This window comes from Pedobacter xixiisoli (assembly GCF_900215335.1).
Classification (GTDB): Bacteria; Bacteroidota; Bacteroidia; order Sphingobacteriales; family Sphingobacteriaceae; genus Pedobacter; species Pedobacter xixiisoli.
The window spans coordinates 98,916-116,610 of sequence record NZ_OCMT01000002.1; the positions used below are offsets into that span (position 1 = coordinate 98,916).

The following is a 17,695-nucleotide window of genomic DNA, read 5'->3' on the forward strand; positions in this document are numbered from 1 at the left end:
TCTTCTTTAGAAATCAGCTTTTAAACCAAAAGAAAAATTAGTTCGGGGCGACACAGTCCCAAGAGCTTTTCTTGGAACGTCGGGGTCCAGCCCCAGATCATTTGCAACCCATAAATATCCTAGGTTTGAAATGTTAGAATACAATTTTAGACGAACGCCATGTTTTTTAAGAAAGGCAATTTTATTGGCATTCCATAAAAGACGTATATCCTGCAACCTTATATTATCTCCCTTTTCAATTAAAACATCAGCATTCATATATGCGTTGGTACGTTGCGTCACATTGGGGTAGACTAATGCCGGTACGCTCGTAATCAACTCATCTCCAGCTTGTTTCCAACGGTTCGCATAATCGATATTCTGGGCAAAACCACCTGTGGAATATATTAGTGCGTTATTCAAGGAATTGCGACGGAAGTAATATCCTAGTCGATAGGTAACATTGAATGATATTTCGAATTCCTTATAGTTAAAATTATTAATGATGTTACCATAAGTTGTCGGTACCGTAGAACCTATATACCTGATATTTGAACGGTTTGTACTATTAGCTACTGCACTGTAGGATTTCGAAACCTGACCATTTAAGTATAGCTGAGGATCGCCAATGTTATCCAATCCCGCCCAACGGTAGCTATATATCGAAAAATAAGGATTGCCCACCATTGGGTTATTGTACGTCTGAGTGATGAAATTTGAATTTACACCTTGATCCCTATCGTATTCAATAACCTTATCTTTCGTAACACTGAAATTAAGGTTAGTAGACCATTGCAGCGGCGACTTAAGATTTATAGTGTTAAGCGAGATATCTATCCCCTTTGTTCTAGTACTTGCCGTATTACCAAAGTAGGTTGCCATACCGGTCTGCGGGGCAAGCGCACTTTCTCCAAAAAGATCTAAACCATCTTTTAAATAAGGTTCGATAGTACCAGAAACCCTATTTCCAATCGTAGCGAAGGACAGCCCAAGGTTAATAATTTTTATTTTTTCCCACCTGAGGGATGGGTTTGGAGGATTGATTATGGCGCTGTATACAATCCCATAATTATTAGTCACCTGAGGCGAAGCGGTAAGGTAAGCGGAAAGATCTTTGCTTACATTCCCAGAATAACCATAACTAGCCTTAAATGAAATAAACGGAAGCCACCCAGACCTATAAAAACTTTCTTTTGAGATATTCCATAACGCACCGGCAGACCAAAGCGGAACGCCTTTCTGATTAGACTTTACCCCAAAAAGATTTGACTCATCTTTTCTGGCACTAAGTGTCAACACATACCTATCTGAAAACTCATAGGATAGATTACCGAAATATGAAAGATAACGGTCGACCTGATAGCCATTGGCAAACCCCATATCAATACGCCCAGTTCCCCCGTTGTAAATTACAGGATAGTTCCTGGTAAAATCAATCCCCGCGTTTCCATTAGTAAATGTTTCAGGGTTAAAACCATACAGTCTGTTCGCTGCCGTTTCATTTCGAGAACTTCTTATTTCGAATCCGCCCATTACAGATAAGGAGTGCACTTCGTTAAAGTTTTCACTGAAATTAAGTTGGGCACGACCATAGTCGGCGACATAGCTTGATTGATTATTCAATCGGATCTCTCCTACAGGTATTGGACTGTTTACAGTACCAGCGGAATAATTGATCACCGAATAGCGGTTTATCAAATCCCGTACATAATACGATTCACCCCCATAGATACCGATATTTTCGCTGTTCTGTCGCTGATGCTGGTAAAGGATATTCAGTTTAAACCAGTTAGTAAAAGCATAATTGACACCTGTGTTTACCACGTAATTTAGTTGTCCTCTCTTACTTGAAGTTATATTCTCCCCTAGCGGGTAGTAACGCCAATCCAATAATTTTCCACCACCGATGGTATCAATATATGAAAACCTAAGATCTCTTTGAACCGGCAAAACATGACCACTGCCATCCACAAGCCGTTCGTACGGGGAAGCAGGGCTAACATAGGCGTTAGGATTATTTCCAGCTTTCATTGTACTGAAATTAATTCGAGAAGTTATTTCAAGCTTATTCTTTATTGCCCGAAATATATTGTTCACCGTCAGCGTGATCCTGTCACTATAGTCTGTTGTTCTCGATCCCAGATTTCCATCATAGCCGCCAGAGATCACATATTTGTGATTTTCGCCACCACCGTTAATGTTCACCGCATACTGTTGACTAAAATTATTACGATATAAATGATCAAGCATCTGTGATCGGATATCATTACCCTTCAGCTCGTTGATCATTCGCAATGAATCTGCACTTGAAATTAAATTTCGCCTCCGCTTATCCATAATAGCTACACCTTCCGAAACATAGCCAAAGCGATTGTTCAATGTTGTATTATAGGCACCCCTACCAAAAAGAAACTGTTCTATATCCAGCCACTCTTCATTGGAAAACCACGGAGCTTGGTATAGATCAGGTTTGCCAAAAACGGTTGTGTTCACATTGATTGAAACGGACGGTTTAGAACTAAAACTCCCAGAATAGGTTGTTATCACTATTACACCATTACCAGCTCGTGTACCCCATATTGATGCGGCGGCGGCATCTCTTAATATGGCTATATTCTTTATATCATTAGGGTTGATACTATTGAGATCGCCTTCAAATGGAAAGTTGTCCAGTACGACGAGTGGTTTATCTTCTCCGAAAATGGTACTTCTCCCCCTGATGTTGAATTCGCTCTGGGAGTTTTGTGTACGATTTCTATTGAATACCAAACCACTAGTAACTCCATCCAGACGTTCAATAATATTACTTCCTACACTTCTATTAATTAAAGTACTATCAATTAGTGTAAAGCTCCCAGTTACTCGCTCCTTTTGTAATTGTTGATATCCCGTACTTACAAAATGTACCTCTTCCAATGTATTTTCGCTCGGAGTGAGCGTAAATAATCGTTCTTCAGCTGACGGAGTAACCAGGTCAACCTCAAGAACAGCATAGCCAAGATACTGTATGGTCAATTCATATCTACCATTCGGCAAATTCAACTCAAACTCCCCTTTATCATTGGTGACGACAGACATAGGGGGAGATTTCACTTTCACCAGCACACCAGCAAGAGGCTCCTTGGTCTGCGCATCCACCACCTTTCCCCTTACCTTCTCCTGTAGAGCTTTCCTAACTGGAACGACAGCAGGCGGAGTCGCCAATTTCCTTTTAACGACAACAGTTCTATCAAATACCTGGTAAGTCAAAGGCTGGCCTTTCAGACAAGCTTCCAGCACTGTCGTCAAATCAACATTCTTCACATCGATGGTTACACGAGGCAGATCAGCGATATCTTTCTTTTCATACCAGAAGCCATAACCACTCTGTTTTTTGATCTCGGCGAAAGCGGTCTCTAACGGAACAGATTTGAGGTTAAGTGTCACTTGTACCGCATGAGTAACAATAGATATAAACAGAAATGTAAAAAGTAATAAAATACGGAATAATGTAGGTGGCCTAAAGAGACGGCCTAACTGTCTAAAAATAGACAGCGGCTGCTTATCCCCAGAATGGGAACAGCAGTTATCAAAAAAAATCATAAGTTTGTAGTTTAGGTTAAAGATTAATTGAATTGTTGAACCGGTGTCCTAGACACCTTCTTTTGATCCCCCTAAAACCGCCGGAAGTGCTTCGAACACCTCCGGCTTTTTTATTTAGTGGGGAATTAATTAACTAGTACTAAATTTTCCGTTTTTACTTCATTGGCAAATGCATCTATATTTAAGGTTCAACAATTAGTTTTTTGGTCGGAGAGCCATCCGTTTCGATACGGAACCTGATATCGGAATAGGATAATATCTTTAATAGTACCGACAAATTGGAATGACGGGAAACGCTACCGTTGAATACACGATTGGGGACTTCCCCCCGATATTCGACTTCAAGGTCGTACCACCGTGCCACTTCATTCAGAATAGTTTTCAATGAGGCATCCCTGAATTCAAACACGCCGTTTTTCCAGGCCATGGCCAGTTCCAAATCAGCCGCCCGAATTACAGTCCTCCCATTTCCAGCAATCAATTGCTGCATCGGCTTCAATAGCTTAGCTCCCTCATTCTTACCGGCTAACGAAACGCTAACAATACCCTCCAATAAAGTGGTAGTAGTAGCCCCATTATCTCCATAAGCATTTACATTGAAATGGGTACCCAACACCCTGATCAATTGATCTTTAGATGCTACTAAAAAAGGCTTTGACCTATCCTTCGCCACTTCAAAATAAACCTCTCCTGTAATCGAAACCCGACGCTCTTTCGCCCCCTCAAAGGAAGACGGATAGCTAATGGACGAAGCGGCATTTAACCAAACCTTTGTTCCATCCTGCAATACCACTTGATACTGCCCTCCCCTAGGGGTCGAAAGCGTCTGCGTCATTTGTGATGTTAGTTCATTTTCTATTCTTGAGCCGTCCAGATATCTCATCGTATTTCCTTTGATAACAAGTCCATCCTTGCTACCATTTAACGCAACAGACTCTCCATCCTCATAAGTCAGCGTAGCCTGATTTCCTATAGGCGCCACATCTTCTATTACTTTTGCCTGTTTAAAAAGTTGGAGATTTTCCTCCAATCGCCAATGTGCAATTGCCAAAATAGAAACCACCAAAACTGCCGCAGCACTGCTCCATCCGTAAATCCTCAACTTGTTTCTTTTATGAATTGGAAGTGCAACATAAACTTCAGCTTTTAACTGGTCTAATAGTTCCTTCGATAAGCCAGCTTCATTTTCATTATAATCTAAAAACGAGCTTTCTACCAAAGCTTTTTCAGCTTCAGTGCATTTTCCTTCATGATACTTTTTTAAGAGCTGATTTGCTTCCTCTGTAGTCATTCTTTTTGGATTACCTACCGACATACACGAACACCTAAATAGATACAGGAAGATTTATTTGAATATTTTATTTTAGATCTAACAAAACACGTAGCCGCTAAATATCCAGTATTCGGGAAATCCCTTTAAAAATGAAACGTTTTGCTTAATTTTAAAAACAAAAGACGCTTTGAGATGGATGCAAAGGACAAAAAAGATTTAGACCGTATATTGAGCTTCCTGTATAAGGGTAGCTCAAGTGCTTGGTACAATATATATACAAGCTTAAAACTTGACAAAGCCCGTGCTGATCACCTTTTCAAGATAGGCTTTGCCTTTGATTATTTACAGATCGAACACAAAGGTGCGTTAGAGTATCCCACCGACAACCACTACGTTGGAATTACTAGCGCTGGAATAAGATTTTTCTCCTTATCCAATTTCTCGGGAACCGAAAGAACCGAAGAAGAAAACAGCGAACCACAAAAATTCAACGTTTATATTGGTGGAAGCAATGGAGGTTTTAACCTGCTAGATGTGGATGCGCAGCAGCTCCAGATTGTGGTTGACGCATATTTGGAGGCAAAACCCGACTTCACGATTGTTGGACAGACATACCACCCCAAAAAATTCCATAGCCTGAAAATATTTGCCAACAACTCAGGTAAATCTACAAGGGAGCTTAAGGAAATAGGACTGACCAATGGTAGCAAACAAGGATTTAGAGGCCGGTTTTTTAACTCAGAAGATCTTGAAGAGTTTGGGGAAGATTTGACCTATTCGGTCATAGGGAATGCACAACCAGGATCGGGAAGAAAAAAAGGAAGCACATCAGTTCAGCTAGACATGGGCACACTGCCAGTTGCTAACCACTCAGAAGCCGAGACTGAGGCTAGCACCGATAATCCAATATTTATATCTTATAGCTGGGATTCTAGGAACCACGAAGAACATGTTATCAGTTTTGCAAACGAACTTAGAAAGAACGGGTTCCATGTAGATATCGATAAAATAATTAGCCAGAGGAAAACTGCAACAAATTTTAATCAGATGATGCATGAAGCTTTTCTCACCAGTGAATTTATCATTGTTGTCCTATCCAAAGGATATAAAGAAAAGGCGGATACTTTCAAAGGTGGGGTCGGAATTGAATACCGTTTGATCCTTGGCGAAATCGACAGACATCCCAAGAAATACATTCTAGTTAGTTTTAATGGTCGGGATGCCGATATTATACCATTGGGATTAGACGGGAGAGACATCATTGACATCAACAGCAACGGCATGGAGCCCCTATTCCGGAAATTAACAGATCAACATGAGTTTGTACTTTCATCAGTGTCTAAACAGAAGCCTATTCTTACTCAAAGAGCTATTCTCCCATTTGAACAGTTCCAAAAGCAATTTTCCTCAAAACCAAGCTCAGAGGCTGAAAAATCCAGCTTGATTGCCGAGCGTATACAAAAGAAAAACAAGCTCAAAAAGGACTTCGCCAAATGGTTACATTACAAAAAAGAAGACGTTAAGAGACGTTTTAGGATGATTATCCATTCTTCTGAGAATGATACCTATCCTGAACAGCCAATGATCGAAAATGTTCCCCCTACTTGGTTTGGTGCGGAGATACACGGTGCAAGCCATCTGGGCATGGAATTCTGCAATGAAAACACTCAGATTTATGTCAATGATAAAAATAAGTGGCGTTTAGAGCCAGCAAGTAATTTTGAGGAGATCAATGTTTCTGTCATTAAAACAATCGTTTACGACGATATCATTGCTTGGGATATGGAAGGCGACGGCATATACAATTGCCCCCATTTTTATGTCAATTTTACTAATGGACTACCATGGAAAGACATTTATTATATCAATAGCAAAAAGCCTTATATGAGATTCGATACTTCGAACAGAACTGACCAAGAATGATTGATGCGTTTAACGCATCTGACAAATCAAAAAAACATAAGGATAATAGATCTTCCAAGCTTGACTTTCAAAATTCTAAGCGCATTTGTAATTTGTTTGGAGACGTTATGTTCCGATGTTTCCAGTACCGCCGCAATCTCCTTGTGAGATAGATGTTGCTTTCTTGAAAGCTCAAAAATATGCCTCATTTTTGAAGGTAAAGTCACTATCTGTCTTTCTATATAATCTGACATCTGCTTCTCCCTAATTAAAAAATCAGTGCTTTTTGAACTTTGCAGGCTATAGCTTGCCAAAAAATCAACATACCTATTTCTCACTTTTTGATGGGCAAAATAATCAAGCATCCTATTTCTCATTGATGTAAACATAAACGATGAAAAATTGCCCTCAACCGATAAGCTTTCCCTACGATGCCAAATACCAGTAAACTGCTCTTGTACAAAATCCTTCGCCAACTCCTCATCCCGCAACTTCTTATAGGCAAACACAAACATCAATTGGAAATACCGATCATAGATTTCGGTATACGCCGCAGCATCCCCTTCCCTTAAAAAGGCAATCAATTCATTATCCGAAAGGTTTTGATAAACAGGCATGCTCATTATCTGGTTATAATGAGCCTCAAAAAACAAAGGGAAACAGCAATTGTAAATACAATAGGGCCGGTAACCCGCAAAGTCAAAATGTACCGTTGGCTCTGGTAAGCCACCTCTCCTTTCGAAGAGGTTTCCATACATTTGCATAAGCGAGCACCGGCCCTACAGTTATATAGGGTGCGGATACTCTACTTACACTCACATGGAAATTTACCAGATTTACGGTGTGAGGCTCGTAAGCAATCCTTACGTTTAGATAAGAATTACAAATCTATTTATTTTTTTACTCTATTTGTCAATATAATACAACTCAATTTCTTCTCACCTGTGAGACAACGAGTTATTCAAATATAAGTATTAACAGGTCAAAAAACAAACGATTTGTATTTTTAAAATTACGTATCGTATTTTTTAGTTTAAAAAAAGTTATTTCAACCCGACCTTAGGTGTACAGCATTACATACATGGGGAATTGGAAAAATAATGATTTTGAAATATCTACTGAATTAGCTTCTATTGCTTTGTTATTTGAAGCAAAAAAAGTTAAACGCATGTACGATATTGCTGGATTATTTCCCACAAAGATTTCTCGACTGCTAGGCATAAATTCAGATAGATATTCTGTAAAATTATCTAATCCCGAGAAATTCTCTGTTTTCGAAATCTTAAAGCTCGCTTATATTCTAGGACTTGATCCTAATTTAATTCTAGATGTAATTCAGATTGAAACAGAAACTCTGGTAAGTAAAAAGATAAAGCAAAAATCTACCTCTGCATAAAGCTGATTCCAAAACCTAAAAAGCTCAGCAAAAGGATACCAATTATTATTTCTTTCCAAATATAGATTTCGTTGTTATCTTTAGCAATAATCAAAGACGTTTTTTTGACCCCATTGAAGCGACCCTTGCTATTCGCTGACTTCTTTGTCAATTTTCAGGTCAAACCTGTGAACTATTTTAACTTTTATATACCGCAACACTAAATAAGTGTAAACACAGGTAACCACTGCCCAAAACATCAATAGCTCAAAAGTTGTCTCCGGAAAGGTGGGACTTTGGGCCAAAAACGCACTGGCAAAAAGCACAGCACATATGCCAAGCAAAATCACGACCACGAAGAATTTAGATGTCCCCGTCTTTCCATTTTGAAATGCACGTCGGTCCATAATTAAGGAAGGTTCCATCCTCAAGTCCGTCGGTGGAATTTCGAATTCCAATGCAGTGGCCAAAGATCGTAGGGTAAAGGCTCGTGGGCAAACCTCGCCGCTTTCGATACGCTGGACTGAGCGTAGGCTCAAATGGGCAAGTTCGGCCAGTTCGAGCTGTGTGTAGTTCTTAGCAAGCCTGGCCTGCTTGATCAGGTGTGCTATTTTTTGTTTAGGATCTTCCATTGCAATGCGACATTCTTACGCCATTTGCCATCTGCGTCAAATTCGTAATTGCAAAAATAATATTTTCGGTGCTTAAACCCTTAAAAAAAAAACATGCTAGGAATCCTTATCCTGATGGCGCTGTCCTATATACTGTTGCACTTTACCAACAAGCAACTGAGCCTTTCGACACTCCTTCATACCAGCAAAACATTCACAACATTGGCAATTGGACTTGCCTGGCCCATAATCTATTTTTGTAGCTATGAATTACTTTTAGGCTGGCTGGTAGCCAATCCGTACGTACTCAACAGCACATTCACACTCTCACAGGGAATTGCAACGGTACTCTATATCCTTCGTTCGGTAATTTATGAGGAGCTGATTTTTAGGGGCGCCATATTTTTGGCAGTTTGGAAAAAGCTGGGATCTAGACCAGCCATTTTGATTTCCTCGTCCTGCTTTGGCGTGTATCACTGGTTCGCCTGGCAGGCATTTGGCAGTCCTATGCAAATGGCAACCATCTTCCTGATGACAGGTTCAGTAGGCATGGTCTATGCCTACGCCTTTGTCAGAACGAAGGGCATGTACCTGCCGATCGCGCTACATTTCGGAGCTAATTTCACTAATATGCTGATATTTTCTAAAGATAAGCACATTGGCCTACAATTGCTGTTCAAAAGATTTGCCAACGAACCAGTGGTCCCACACCCGATGATCGGACTGGCCATGATCGCATTGCATTTTACGGGCTATCAAATATTTACTTTCTTATTGACCCGGTGGCTTACCTATCGAAAGCAACCTTAAAGTATTCCGATCAATTAATCCGGCAAATGCGTTGTGAAGTGTTTAATCCCTTTAGCCTGTGTTAAATATCATGATTACATAGTTCAGGAATAGCTGCCCTACATAGCAACCTACTACCTCCATTGTTTATTCGTCAAGCCCCACATCGCTCACATTTTCCCATATCCTACGAATTGCTTCATATGTTGCAGGGTTGGGAGATACGACAGGATTGAAATACCGATCAATTATCTTCTTCGCATAAACAATAACTAAATTAGGATTTGTACACCATCGAATGAGCTAGGCATGCACTAGCTAATTAACCAAAGACTTTCGAAAATGGTAATGGGTATACGTCCCCATCGGCACACCAGAAAACATCATGGCAAAAGGAATAAACATCTTATAAGATACCCATGATCTTATGGAGATCTTCACCCCTATTTACCTGCGAAGGCTACCAGACAACCAGCTTATTGGCGTCATAATAGCACTCCAACCACAAACTTGTAGCTAAAATGCCAGCACTAAATTGCTGTAAGATGCTATTTCATAATTACCGTCGTTCTCGACACCTTTCAAGCCTAGAAAAATTTCTACATTACATCTTTCAAAATAAAATACTTTATTACCAAAACAAAACTTAACGATTGATGTTTCCATAATAGATTTCAGGAAGTAGTTCAAGAACACCTTAAAGATTTCCGTTTATAGATTAACATTAGTAACTTCCCCGCTAATTCACAAATTCAAACATCTGATAGGTATAACCTAAAAACTTAAACTGATCAATCCACATGTCATTTAATCTTGCAAAATTGCTAGAAAAACAAAAAAAAAACATCCTAGAGCTTTGGATGAAAAACCAACTATCTGATGAAGGTCTTCGCGAAGACCTGATCAGCAACGAAGAGCTCCGTAGTCAATCTGAGGAATTGGTCAGTTCAATTGTAGCTAACCTCGGCAAGTCTGATGTGAGCAACCTTGATGACGAAAGCTGGAGTCCAGTGATCGAGATTTTAGGCGGCATTGCTATCACTAGAGCACGCCAAGGCTTTAGCCCACGTGAAACCGGTAGGTTCGTGTTTTCTTTAAAAGAAGCCTTATTAGAAGTCCTCCAGAAGGAGATTACGAATGACCCCGCATTACTTTTTCAAGAAAGTGTTAAAATAAACAAGCTGATGGACAACCTTTCCATCGTTACTTTTGAAACATTTATCAAAGGACGTGAGGAAGTTATTCTACGACAGACTGACGAAATTGCTGAAATTTCTACACCAGTCATCAGAGTCTGGGACGGTATTCTGGCGTTGCCGATCATCGGCACGCTTGACAGCCAACGCACACAGATCGTGATGGAAAACCTTTTACAGGAAATTGTAGAAACAGGGTCTAGTATTGCCATTCTCGATATTTCTGGCGTACCTGCAGTAGATTCTCTCGTTGCCCAACACCTTATTAAAACGGTAAGTGCAACTAGGTTAATGGGGGCTGAATGTATCATTAGTGGCATCAGACCAGAAATTGCGCAGACCGTTGTACATTTGGGCATTGATCTTTCGAGTATCATTACAAAAGCAAGTTTAGCTAGTGCTTTAGCCTATGCCTTTAAAAGCTTGAAATTAGAAGTCAGAAAACAATCGTTAAACACCAATCATAGACAACATGGATAAAATTCCTATTCTTCGGATGGGAAACTTTTTACTGGTTACAATCCAAGTTGACCTGTATGATCGTTTAGCACTGAATCTAGAAGCTGACTTGGTACAAATGGTGAACAAAACTGGTGCAAAAGGAGTACTCATTGATATCTCGGCAGTGTCTATTGTAGACTCTTTTATGGGACGTATCATCGGAAATATCGCGAGTATGTCTAAAATTTTAGATGCTGAAACCGTTGTGGTAGGCATGCAGCCCGCTGTTGCCATTACCCTGATCGAACTAGGCCTTCCATTGAAAGGTGTACAAACGGCATTAAATGTAGAACGTGGGATGGATTTGCTGAAAACAATGATTGATGAATCGCCAATAGAGGACGAACAGGAATACCCAGAAGATGATCCTTTCGCTCAGTAAGGATAACATCGAAGTGGTCAGGGAACAGGATGTTGTCCTGCTCCGCAACCGCGTGAAAGAGGTGGCCGTAAAGATTAAAATGGGCTTGTTGAACCAGACAAAACTCATCACAGCTGCAAGCGAGCTTGTTCGAAATATGCTACGCTACGGAAATGGCGGAACCTGCCTTATAGAAGTGGTATCCCGTGGCCGCGATAACGGAGTTCGCCTGACCTTTAGCGACCAAGGTCCCGGAATAGCAGACATTGGCCAAGCCATGCGTGATGGCTTTTCTACCGGGAAAAGTTTAGGTCTTGGTCTGCCTGGTTCCAAACGTTTGGTTAATGAATTTGACATTAAAAGTAAAGTGGGAGAAGGAACAACAGTGATGATCTTAAAATGGGCAAATGGTTGATTCAACACATATAAGGCTGGCGGCAAGTGACCGTAGCTATTTTTCACTGGTAAAAAAAGAGATACGCCGTAAAGCTATTGAAATAGGCATCAGCGAAAAACGTACCGCCGAAATAGATCTCATCGTTGCAGAAATTACCAGTAATCTATACAAATATGCCATCGATGGAGAAATCTTAGTGGGTACATTCAACGGTGCTGGCAATCCATATATAGAGATTATCTGCATTGACAGTGGTCCTGGTATCATCAACACGAACCGGATGCTGCAAGATGGACTGTCTACCACTAACACCTTAGGCCATGGCCTCGGTAGCATTAAAAGGCTCTCAGATGTTTTTGATATTTATTCCCTGAATGGCTGGGGCACGGTTTTGTTGAGTCGCGTATATCTCAAGATACCGGGCAAACCCACCTCACCTTTGGATATCAAATCCATTGTAATTGCCAAACCAGGAGAAACCACCTCCGGTGATGGTTTCATGATGAAAGAAACCAAAGTTGGCTATAAATTTATGCTCGCTGATGGACTTGGACATGGCCCTGAAGCCAATGCCGCCATCAATGAGGCGGAGAAATATTTTAGGGCATTTCCAGATGAGGACCCTGTCGAGACCTTACGGTTTTTGCACCAATCGATCAAACGCACTAGAGGCATGGTAGCCAATGTTGTCTGTTTTAACCTCAAATCCAAGCTGTGGAGCGCCATTGGAATTGGCAATATTGGCGTACGCTGGCTCGGACCAAACGTCTCTAAGAACCACATGTCCTATAACGGTATCGTTGGACACAATATCCCCAATACGATGAACACACAACAGTATCCCGCAGAATTATACAATCAAGTGGTACTGGCTTCCGATGGGATCAAAACCAGGTGGGACATTGCCAAATACCCTATGATACAAAAATGCGACCCTTCCATATTGGCTGCCGCAATTTATAAAGACCACGCCAGACATACAGATGATATGTCTGTAGTAGTTATCAAATATAGATGAGCATGAAAGATGTTGTAAGTATCACACTGGAAAATGAAATGGACCTCATCCTGGCCCATAAACGGACCATGAAAGTCGCCGAAAAAATTGGACTGACTACCGCTACCCAAACGGTATTCGCCACTGCGGTATCAGAAGTAGCCCGAATAGTCATTGAACATACCCATCTAGGCGTTCTGAAAGTAGGCATTGGAGGCGAAAACCCAAGATACAGTCTTTCGGCTTCCATTGTTTTTGAGAGCATTACAGACCTATCAAGAAATCATGAAGGCTTTTTCTATGCGCAAAAACTCGTGCCAGAATTCAGTTTCAATATTGCCCAGGGCAAATGTATCATTGAATTAGCCACGGGCTTGCCCCGTTCACTGAAGGTAGACCAAACCAAGATCAGGAGCCTGCAGGATTTTTTTAAGAGCGAGCCCCCAATCAATGCTTATGAGGAGATAAAGAACCGTAATAACTACCTCAGTAAGGTAACCAACGAACAGGAAATGGAAATCCGGCAGGAAAAATTGATCAATGAAAAGAAAAGCGAGTTCATATCAATCGCCAGTCATGAGATTAAAACGCCCATCACGGTGATCAAGGCCTATACCCAGATGCTACAAAAGCTCAAATTCAAATGCGACCCAAAGGTAATCCCAATCCTGGATAAACTTGACCAACAGACAACCAAATTATCCACGCTTGTCCAACAGCTGATGGATGTCTCCCAAATCGAGAACGGCTCCCTAGTGTACAGCATGAAAAAGTTAAATATTCATGAATTTCTCACCGACGTTGTCGCTATGCTGAGCCATGTGCACAGCAACTACCATATCAAGTTGGAACTCGCTGAGCCGCATTTCGTCCATGCAGACCGTTTGAGACTTGAGCAGGTACTGACCAACTTATTAGGCAATGCGGCCAAATATTCCCCGATTGACACCCAAATCACCGTTTCTTATCAGGTCATGGATCACGAACTGGTCATCGCTATCAAAGATCAGGGGCAGGGCATGGAAAAAGATTCGTTAGAAGCCATTTTTCAAAAGTTCTATCGCAATGCGGAAGTGGAAGCCACTCACCCCGGTCTTGGAATGGGTCTATATATCACTTCCAAAATCGTCGTCGACCATGGAGGCAAAATCTGGGCTGAAAGCCAGCGAAATATCGGTTCTATTTTTTATGTCAGCCTGCCACTTGTAGTTGATTAGAACGGTAAGCCAGTATATTGATTCCAAAGTATCGGGTAAAATACCTGAAATTAGACAGACTCAAACAAAGCCTACCACAACCCGTTGTACCCCTATATTCCTATCTTATGAAAAAACATGTTTTTGTACTTGAGGATGATGATGGTCTAAGAGAGCTTTTTACGCTATTGCTCGAAGCAGAATCATTCAAAGTCGATACCTTTCCTACCGTCGAAAGTTTCAGAATTGGGCTAGCTCAGCAGCAGCCAGACTTAATCATCATGGATGTGATGCTACCGGACGGGAATGGCCTGGAAGTGTCGATAGCAATTAGAGCGGACCAAAGAACCAGCGGTATCCCTATCATCATGATGTCGGCACATCGTAATTTTAACCAGGACAAAGGCAATTCTCCTGCGGAAGAATTTATTGCCAAACCTTTCGACGTAGATTACCTGTTAGAGCGTATCAATCACTATATAGGTTAGGTACCCGATGAACGACCCAGGGGAGCACACCAAAGCTTTAGCTAAAAGGAAGTGCTAAGGGTCGATGTGTCCAGCCAAATCTGACCAATGATTTATATCCAATATTTCGTTAATTGCCTGAAATGTCATCATTACAAGTGAAAGCGAAAATCAGACCATGTTCTAATGAAGCTCATTCCCATGAGCACCCGATCGTCCTTGATTTTATTCTTAGATATGCAAAATCTTGTTTTGGAATATCGCGGAAATTGTGTTACCCCCCCTCCCACTAGCGCAATATAAAATAGCGAGGATCTCCAGTCAACCGCTCGCCAGCATTTAATATTTCGTCAATGAATTTATCAGCTAATCTATATTCCTCACTCCTAATCGGAGCTTTCGTGCAAACTCTTATACAAACTTCTCGAAAGTCCTTTATTTCTTTCAGAAACTCGGCGCTATCCAAATCACTAAAATGTCTCTTTGATCGTCTACTCATTTTTATACATTTTGCATAAAGGTAAAACAAAACCTTAAAATACTAAAAAAATTAGCAAAAATATATTTCAACTATTGTTCATCTCCATTAATAAAATCCATAGTTTAAGGAATATATCACACTACTTGTTCAGTTGCTTTTCCTCTTCGCCAGTCCCGCGTTCCAGCGGACTGTAGCCTGCCTCCCTGTCGAATTTCTTACCGCCCTTAGTTGGCATATCGCCTGGCACGGTATAGCCCATCTGAAGATACTTCCTTGACATGTCCGCTCCGACGAAATCGTTCTGCCGGATATAGCTTTTGAACATCCCAAAGATCCGCTCACTGCTTTCCCTGGCGATCACCTCTGTCCTGAACCGCCAGTATCGGCCGATTTTGGACTTGTAGGGTTCGCAAATCAGCACGCCCTGCTCAACCTTGCCGACCCTGTATTGCTCAGGATGCTTCTTATAATCAACGCCCGCTTTCCAAGGATAGCTTTCCAGGTCAAAGTTTAGATAAGACGGTTTTCTAGTTGAACGCATGGGTTTGGAACAATTGGGAAAGGAATTATGTTCTGTTGCGGTACACAATCCCTCTGACCCAATATTCCAGCCAGACCAAACAACCCCGCAAAATTTTTTGTTTAGCATAAAAACTTACCAGATATGAACAGATGTCCTTTTTTAAATCAATTGCGCTATTGCTACGCTTCAGCGCAGATCAGTGCCGAAGGGCAAAACGTTTCGATCAGGTTCGACCAGGAACTTAATATCGAAAACGGCACTGACGCCCTCCGTTTTATCCTTATGCCACTCTGTGAGCTTGCTGAAATAGACTGCAGCTACATTGTAAGTATTTACACCCCTAGCATGGTTTACCTCCCCTGCCAACTCAAGCTGGGCAAAGGTGAAATCAATATTGCACCCCACCCATCATTTGGCACCATTGAAAAGGCATCTTAAATAGTCCCCACACCGCAATTTCTGATCCTGACACGAAAATTTTGAGCCATGAATAAAGACCTCGTTAGATTTATTGCAGCGCAAAACAAAAGCTATGACACCGCCCTTTCGGAAATCAGATCGGGACGGAAACATTCCCATTGGATGTGGTACATCTTTCCACAGCTCAAGGGATTGGGCTACAGTCAAACCGCAAAACACTATGCCATTGAGGACCTTGCCGAAGCCACCGCTTACCTCAACCACCCGATCCTTGGCAAAAACCTGGTCGGGATTTCCAAAGCGGTATTTGAACTAGAGCGGAAGACAGCCCGAGAGATTTTCGGAACCCCTGACGACCTCAAGCTACGCTCGAGCATGACCCTATTTGCCCAGGTCAGCGACACCCATCCCATCTTCAGGCGGATCATCGACAAATATTTCGACGGCAAACCAGATTCTATTACACTGGAGCTGCTGGAAACCTAATTCTTGCAAAAACAAATTTTAAGGCGCCCCCGTTATACATCCCAAACAACAATCATGGCCGAACAATTTGAATATTTCCGACTGCAGCTGCTTAATAATTTTCCAGAATATTTATTACTTGCTGATTTTAAGGATAATGAAACATTACTGCTCATGGTAAAACCTTTTCTACCATTGGATCAGGTCATGGCCGAAATCTGTGATGACATCCTTGACAAGAAGTTTCCGCCAGCACCTGGATATCCACCTGTGCAGCTTTGGAATAAATGACAAGATAGAAATTGCCATCAATTAGGCTCATACAGGATGTTACTTACCATTAGGAGTACCAACGTGAATTACAATCCATACCCAGGCAATTTCACCGGCACTACTGATCCATAAAAAGAGTGAAAATATGCAGTCCCTCAATATCATTAACTCAAATTAATCTGGTGTGTGGGCAGTTCTAGTTCGTCCTTTCTGGAGTATGCTGGAAGCTACCGTCTGATATACGAGCTGGCAAATCCCACTCTTCCAATGCTTTCTTACTCCAAATATTCCACCCTAAATTCATCATTTAAAAATCTCGGATGACGCTCCAACTTTTCGCCAAGCACCTGCGCCAATTCCTTCAGTCCATAAATGTGCCACAGCACTTCACAAAAAATTGATCTTGATCAATTAGAACAGAGATGAAACCACGAAATACAATGATCTTGATATCATGGATCAGGATATTGCCAATATCCACCATGACAACGGCCAACTCAGGACAGTCTCCTTTCAAGATGGTAGCAGTATAGCAATCGATGTACTGTATGCCGACCCCATTTTTAAAGAACACACTTCCCTTCCATCCTCCATCGGCTGCAAGCTCACCGATAAGAAACGTATATCTATCACTCCGGACCAGCAGACCAGCATTCTGGGTGTTTATGCCTGTGGCGATTGTACCAGCCTAATGCGCAGCATCGCTGCAGCAGTAGCTTCCGGCAATCTGACGGGGCCATGATCAGCAAAGCATTGTCGGAAAACCTGTACGAATAAAGTAGTTAGTCATTTTGTTTGAGGCATCCAATACCCGCTAAAGTAAACTGTTTCCTAGTTAAAATAAAGTGGTTGTCCCGGAAATCCCATACGGAATTGCCAAAATGTTTTCTTATTGCTAACTTCATTT

General features: G+C 41.4%; 18 protein-coding genes. 13 read left to right on the top strand and 5 right to left on the bottom strand.

Annotation, left to right across the window (positions count from 1 at the left end; all coding sequences use genetic code 11):
• Window positions 1-6 precede the first annotated feature (6 nt).
• Entirely contained in the window at window positions 7-3,561 is a 3,555-nt protein-coding gene (locus CRO54_RS06430; RefSeq protein ID WP_097130114.1) for a SusC/RagA family TonB-linked outer membrane protein, read from the bottom strand.
• A gap of 181 nt (window positions 3,562-3,742) precedes the next feature.
• Window positions 3,743-4,852: a FecR family protein gene (locus CRO54_RS06435; protein WP_171047848.1), complete on the bottom strand. Its 1,110-nt coding sequence runs from the start codon at window positions 4,850-4,852 to the stop codon at window positions 3,743-3,745.
• 141 nt (window positions 4,853-4,993) lie between these two features.
• Between CRO54_RS06435 and CRO54_RS06440 the strand changes: the two genes are divergently transcribed.
• A complete protein-coding gene (locus CRO54_RS06440; RefSeq protein ID WP_138765768.1) occupies window positions 4,994-6,757 on the top strand; it encodes an SEFIR domain-containing protein in 1,764 nt (587 codons plus the stop codon).
• Window positions 6,758-6,783: 26 nt separating this feature from the next.
• On the opposite strand, the gene CRO54_RS06445 is transcribed toward CRO54_RS06440, so the two are convergent.
• Window positions 6,784-7,353: an RNA polymerase sigma factor gene (locus tag CRO54_RS06445; RefSeq protein WP_097132290.1), complete on the bottom strand. Its 570-nt coding sequence runs from the start codon at window positions 7,351-7,353 to the stop codon at window positions 6,784-6,786.
• A gap of 464 nt (window positions 7,354-7,817) precedes the next feature.
• Between CRO54_RS06445 and CRO54_RS06450 the strand changes: the two genes are divergently transcribed.
• Window positions 7,818-8,132 carry a hypothetical protein gene (locus tag CRO54_RS06450; protein ID WP_097130120.1) on the top strand — a complete coding sequence of 105 codons (315 nt, stop codon included), beginning with the start codon at window positions 7,818-7,820 and terminating at the stop codon, window positions 8,130-8,132.
• 128 nt (window positions 8,133-8,260) lie between these two features.
• Here the strand turns inward: CRO54_RS06450 and CRO54_RS06455 are convergent, their stop codons facing one another.
• A complete protein-coding gene (locus CRO54_RS06455; RefSeq protein ID WP_097130122.1) occupies window positions 8,261-8,743 on the bottom strand; it encodes a helix-turn-helix domain-containing protein in 483 nt (160 codons plus the stop codon).
• A 93-nt stretch (window positions 8,744-8,836) separates the two neighbouring features.
• Here CRO54_RS06455 and CRO54_RS06460 point away from each other — a divergent pair, with 93 nt between their 5' ends.
• The 7 genes from CRO54_RS06460 to CRO54_RS06490 all read left to right on the top strand — a co-directional run bounded on the left by CRO54_RS06460 (window position 8,837) and on the right by CRO54_RS06490 (window position 14,647).
• Window positions 8,837-9,532, top strand: a complete 696-nt coding sequence (locus CRO54_RS06460) for a CPBP family intramembrane glutamic endopeptidase (protein ID WP_097130124.1) — start codon at window positions 8,837-8,839, stop codon at window positions 9,530-9,532.
• Window positions 9,533-10,311: 779 nt separating this feature from the next.
• A complete protein-coding gene (locus tag CRO54_RS06465) occupies window positions 10,312-11,187 on the top strand; it encodes an STAS domain-containing protein (protein ID WP_097130126.1) in 876 nt (291 codons plus the stop codon).
• Window positions 11,180-11,590, top strand: a complete 411-nt coding sequence (locus tag CRO54_RS06470; protein ID WP_097130128.1) for an STAS domain-containing protein — start codon at window positions 11,180-11,182, stop codon at window positions 11,588-11,590. The genes CRO54_RS06465 and CRO54_RS06470 overlap by 8 nt, the downstream gene beginning before the upstream one ends.
• Window positions 11,571-11,984, top strand: a complete 414-nt coding sequence (locus CRO54_RS06475) for an anti-sigma regulatory factor (RefSeq protein ID WP_097130130.1) — start codon at window positions 11,571-11,573, stop codon at window positions 11,982-11,984. The genes CRO54_RS06470 and CRO54_RS06475 overlap by 20 nt, the downstream gene beginning before the upstream one ends.
• Window positions 11,977-12,984, top strand: a complete 1,008-nt coding sequence (locus CRO54_RS06480) for an ATP-binding protein (protein ID WP_097130132.1) — start codon at window positions 11,977-11,979, stop codon at window positions 12,982-12,984. Before CRO54_RS06475 ends, CRO54_RS06480 begins: the two co-directional genes overlap by 8 nt.
• A gap of 2 nt (window positions 12,985-12,986) precedes the next feature.
• Entirely contained in the window at window positions 12,987-14,180 is a 1,194-nt protein-coding gene (locus CRO54_RS06485; protein WP_097130134.1) for a sensor histidine kinase, read from the top strand.
• 107 nt (window positions 14,181-14,287) lie between these two features.
• Window positions 14,288-14,647, top strand: a complete 360-nt coding sequence (locus CRO54_RS06490) for a response regulator transcription factor (RefSeq protein WP_097130138.1) — start codon at window positions 14,288-14,290, stop codon at window positions 14,645-14,647.
• Between the two features lie 599 nt (window positions 14,648-15,246).
• Here the strand turns inward: CRO54_RS06490 and CRO54_RS06500 are convergent.
• The gene (locus CRO54_RS06500) at window positions 15,247-15,648 is read right to left on the bottom strand and encodes a DUF4385 family protein (protein ID WP_097132291.1); all 402 of its coding nucleotides are present in this window, start codon (window positions 15,646-15,648) and stop codon (window positions 15,247-15,249) included.
• Between the two features lie 123 nt (window positions 15,649-15,771).
• On the opposite strand from CRO54_RS06500, the gene CRO54_RS21035 reads away from it, so the two are divergent.
• From CRO54_RS21035 to CRO54_RS06520, 4 genes are all read left to right on the top strand, one after another.
• Window positions 15,772-16,068 (top strand): hypothetical protein, encoded by a 297-nt coding sequence (locus CRO54_RS21035; RefSeq protein ID WP_138765769.1) that lies wholly within the window; start codon window positions 15,772-15,774, stop codon window positions 16,066-16,068.
• 48 nt (window positions 16,069-16,116) lie between these two features.
• Window positions 16,117-16,536: a DUF1810 domain-containing protein gene (locus CRO54_RS06510; RefSeq protein ID WP_097130144.1), complete on the top strand. Its 420-nt coding sequence runs from the start codon at window positions 16,117-16,119 to the stop codon at window positions 16,534-16,536.
• A gap of 54 nt (window positions 16,537-16,590) precedes the next feature.
• A complete protein-coding gene (locus tag CRO54_RS06515; protein ID WP_097130145.1) occupies window positions 16,591-16,806 on the top strand; it encodes a hypothetical protein in 216 nt (71 codons plus the stop codon).
• 436 nt (window positions 16,807-17,242) lie between these two features.
• Entirely contained in the window at window positions 17,243-17,530 is a 288-nt protein-coding gene (locus tag CRO54_RS06520) for an FAD-dependent oxidoreductase (RefSeq protein ID WP_097130148.1), read from the top strand.
• Window positions 17,531-17,695: the final 165 nt, after the last annotated feature.